Source organism: Bacteroidales bacterium (genome assembly GCA_021157585.1).
GTDB lineage: Bacteria > Bacteroidota > Bacteroidia > Bacteroidales > UBA12170 > UBA12170.
On sequence record JAGGWH010000097.1, the window covers coordinates 1 to 4,625 of the forward strand.

Annotated in this window: 4 protein-coding genes; all 4 read left to right on the top strand. The window is 33.3% G+C overall.

Going from position 1 to position 4,625, the window contains the following annotated elements; translation table 11 throughout:
• Positions 1 to 253: 253 nt before the first annotated feature.
• Entirely contained in the window at positions 254 to 1,627 is a 1,374-nt protein-coding gene (locus J7K39_06455) for a hypothetical protein (protein ID MCD6179528.1), read from the top strand.
• Between the two features lie 11 nt (positions 1,628 to 1,638).
• A complete protein-coding gene (locus J7K39_06460; protein ID MCD6179529.1) occupies positions 1,639 to 2,049 on the top strand; it encodes a lipocalin family protein in 411 nt (136 codons plus the stop codon).
• Positions 2,050 to 2,233: 184 nt separating this feature from the next.
• Complete coding sequence (locus J7K39_06465; protein MCD6179530.1) at positions 2,234 to 3,496, top strand: prolyl oligopeptidase family serine peptidase; 1,263 nt, start codon at positions 2,234 to 2,236, stop codon at positions 3,494 to 3,496.
• Positions 3,497 to 3,518: 22 nt separating this feature from the next.
• On the top strand, positions 3,519 to 4,244 hold the full coding sequence (locus tag J7K39_06470) for a hypothetical protein (GenBank protein MCD6179531.1): 726 nt from the start codon (positions 3,519 to 3,521) through the stop codon (positions 4,242 to 4,244).
• Positions 4,245 to 4,625 lie beyond the last annotated feature (381 nt).

Genomic DNA, 4,625 nt, shown 5'->3' on the forward strand with positions numbered 1-4,625 from the left:
AACAGTATACTTTCTTTCACAGTAACTTAAGTAAACCGAGGCGGAGAGTCCTTTTGAAAAAAGCTATCCCGTAGGGATTTAGTTCAACAAAGGCTCATATGCAATAGCGGCGGCAGTCGTTAGCGCGGCTTACTTGACGATTCTTTATCGGTCTTGCCGACCGAAAACGAATCATCTTCGTTGTCCGCCACTGCACATAGCCTTGTCCGTTGGGAGTAATGGGGTAAAAACCCATAACTTAAAATAAAAAAATATGAAAACAAGAATCTTATTTATGTTATTCTACCTTTTAGCAGGTAACTTTGTTTATTCCCAGACTTTATGTGGCACTGACAGTAACTTAAACCCTACATTTAAAAGCGATGCGCCTACAAACTCATTATTAAATAACAGTTACGACGGAGTCAACTTTTGCGTAAATGTTTATTTTCACATTGTAAGAAATGATTTAGGTCAAACAAATATTCCTACTTATATCCCAGGTGCGATAAATGGTAATCTAAACGGAAAATACAGCCCCTATAATATTCAATTTGTATCTTTAGGAACTGATTTTATTGACAACTCCGATTTTGTTACAAATGGAATTCACAGAAGTAATGCTGAAGAACTTTTTTCTACAAATAATCATTATAACGCAATTGATATATACATTGTAGAAAATGCAGATTGGCCTGGCCTTGCTCATGGTGTACATTCTAAAGAACTTATGATAAGGCTAGATTATGCAGAAACCAATGTTTTTACTCATGAAATGGGCCATTGTTTAAGCTTATACCACACACATGAAACAGAAAAAAACGGAGTAGAATTAGTAGATGGTTCAAACTGTGAAGCTGCTGGTGATTTGGTATGCGATACTCCTGCCGATCCAGACTTATCTAATTGGTGGAATAGTTTGGTATCTTGTGTGTTCCCAACCGGGTCTATTACTTTTAATAATATAACCTACTACCCAGACACAAAAAACATCATGTCATACACCACACCAGATTGTATGGAGCATTTTACAGAAGGACAAGTTGCCAGACTTAAAGATGCACTTATTTATTCAGATATTTTAAAAGATGCTATTAACTGTTGCAATTCTGAAACAATAACATTAACACAAACTTCAGAAGTATGTTATTCTGACACATTGATTTTATATCTTGATAATATTTGCTCTAACACACATACAACTTGGGAGTGTTCAGAAAACATAGAGGTTATCGAGCAAAACAACTTTGGAATAGCAATTAAAGCTATAAATCCTGATATTTCAGGGCTAGGATGGATAAGAGCTACTTTTGATAATTCATCCCAAATAATTTATGAAGAATTGCATGTTGGTGTCCCAGATTATTATATTTACACAGGTGAAATTGAAAGTCAGGACATCGATATTTATTACGAAATGTGGACTATGTTATTTCTTAATAACGTCATTGAAGAAAGCGGTTGGGAGTGGGAAGTTGATTACTCAAATATAAGGCCTAGTGATGCTCCAATGATTTTAATATATCCATTAGTAACAGGACCAATATCTGCAAAAGTTAGACTTAATAATAGGTGTGGTTGTGGTCCTTGGCTAACTGAGTATTTTGAAGTAATACAAGACGGCCCTCATAAAGTTTTAATTAAATAAACCATTTTGTCATGAAAAAAATATTTTTCTTAGTCAGTATATTCTTTATAAGTTGCACAGGTCAGATTGATCCCATTATAGATGACTCTTTCCCAATCCCCCCCGAATTAATTGGTAAATGGAAAATTGTGGAAATTTATGAAACTAATGGAGTTTGTGTTTACCCCTGCTGGAGAGATTATATATCCAATAATAAATATCACGTTAGGTTTAAAGAAGACAACACTTATGAGACTATTGACGGAGACCCAACCTGTTTGACTGGGACATATACGGTATCAAAAGACAATTTACTTAAATATAGTTCTAGTTGTGGAGGAGAACAAGAAGTGTACATTGAACTTCTTCAAAATGACTCCTTAATAATTGATTTAAAAATTTTTGAACCTCACAAGCTTAAATATGTAAAAATAAGTGAATAAAAAACTGTTTGTAAAAAAATATAATGCATTTGGCAGTTAGTACTAAAAATATGGATGATAGCAATAAACAAACATAGTAGTAAATTGAAAGATTGGAGCGTTGAAGTACCAAACGCACCATATTAAAACCGTTAGCCTCAATTAGAGTTGAAGCAATAAAATGAGAATAATTAAAAACTATAACATGACATTTAGAATACGATTTTTTTTAATAGTGGGGCTTATTACTTTTCTTCCACAATGGGTGAATGCTCAGATAAACTCAAATAATCAGTTTTTAAGCAAAATAGGTGTTTTGGACAGTATTTACTCCAATGTATTAAAAGAGTCTCGAGAGATTTATATTCAAATCCCATCAAGTTATAGCCCTGAGAAAAATCAGAAATACCCAATAGCTTTTATTTTAGACGGAGAAGTATTTCTACCTACGCTTAGCAATGTGCACGATTACTATAGTGGTGGATTTATGCCTGAAATGGTACTTGTCGGAATTTCTAATAATAAAAACAGGATAAGAGATCTAACCACGTCAACCGTAAAAACAAAATATGGAATGCCGTTTAGTGAAGAAAATGGCGAGGCTGATAATTTCATCAAATTCATTAAGAAAGAACTTATTCCTTTTATAGAAAACAAATACCCTGTTACCAATTTTAGAACATTAATTGGTCATTCGTATGGAGGTTTATTTACCATTTACACCCTTCTTAATTACCCTGATTTATTTTCTAACTATTTAGCTATCGACCCAAGCCTGGATTGGGATAGTCAAAAGCTACTGAAAGAGGCACAACGATCACTTGCCACTCAGAAATATGAAAACAAATCTTTATTTATGTCTTTAAGTGGGCAATTGCACATGCGGGACTCAAAGGTAACAATAGACAATGTGATGCAAGACACAACAGAATTCACTTTGTTTGCCCGTTCAAATATTGCCTTTTCAAACGTGCTAAGGAAAAACGTTAAAAACGGATTGTCTTTTGACTGGGAATTTTATTCCAGAGACTTACATGGCACAATTCCTTTTCCTTCTATCATGGATGGTTTGATTTCACTTTTTCAATGGTACCAAATGGAAAATACCGATAAAATAAACTCATTTGAAACGCCAAAAGAAGAGCTTCTTAGCATAATAAAATACAGGGAAAAGAAACTTAAAGACCATTTTGGATATTCAGAACCTCCTTATCCGGAAGAACTTTTAAACATGTCAGGTTATATGAATATGGATATGCAACAACCCGAAAAGGCAAAAATGTACTTTGAACTTGCCATTGAATATTATCCTAAAAGTGCAAATGCCTATGATTCTAAGGCTGATTATTATGAAGCACAAGGCGACTTTAACAATGCAATTAAATATGTAAGCAAAGCTTTTGAATTAAGTGGAAACGATTTCTATAAGAAAAGAATCGAAGGGCTTAAAGTGAAAAAAAATAACTGAGGATGGCTCATATGCAATAGGGATGGCAGCCGTTGGCATTCATTACGAAACTAATTTAAAATTAAAGATGAGATTAATATTTATACTCCTTTTACTAATAATGATCTCTTGTACTAACAAGAACAATTCAAAAAAAATCGCAACAAGTATCCATAAAACTGAAAACTTTATTGCAGTTTTAGATACTATCTGGGAAACAGAACAAACACCAATAAGGTTAAGGGATTCTTTGATGAATATTTATGGTGCTGAATCTAAAAAAGCCGATGTGTATCAAAAAGAATACAGAAAAAATCATGCTCTTAACATCAAAAAAATCAGAGAAATACTTGACAAGTATGAATGGCCTGAATTGGCACAAATAGGTGAACAAGGTAATAGAACTATTTGTAACGTTCTTCAACATGCTGATCAGGAAACTAGGGAACATTATATTCCTTTAATGAAACAAGCCGTTTTGGACAAAAAACTAGAACCAAGATATCTGGTTCGTGCTGAAGATAGAATTGCAACTGACAAAGGTGAGTTACAAATCTATGGTGGACAAATGAAATACTATCCTGAAACTAAAAGCTTCAATGTCTGGCCTGTTTTCGATCCTGAAAACATTGATAAAAGAAGAGCAAAAATTGGACTCGAACCAATCGCGGATTTTCTGAAAAATAGATTTGATTTTGAGTGGAATCTAAAAGAGCAGATAAAAAGAACAGAAGAGTTTGAGACCGAAAGAAATAAACAGAAAAAATAACGAAATGCCAATAAATAGGACTCTAAGCGGTCTGCAAGACCCAGCGTGGAGTACATGTTGAACTACATCCTAGCAAGATTTTTCAATGCCTATGTACTTAATAAGGGTTTTGGATATTTCTGGCTGATATAGAGTCGATTATACAGCCCAATGGTTGAGCATAATAAAATAAGTAAGTCAAATGTAAGGATTTTAATATAAAAAATTGATAATATGGGAAGAAATGGAATTATAAATAATGATGTTCTCTATATATTATACAAATCGATAAAGACAGGATTTTTTAAAAGAGCTATCCCGTAGGGATTTAGTTCAACACGCAATATAATAAATTGGGCAGATAGTGTTAAATATGAACGAATTAGCAATAAATAAAATGTG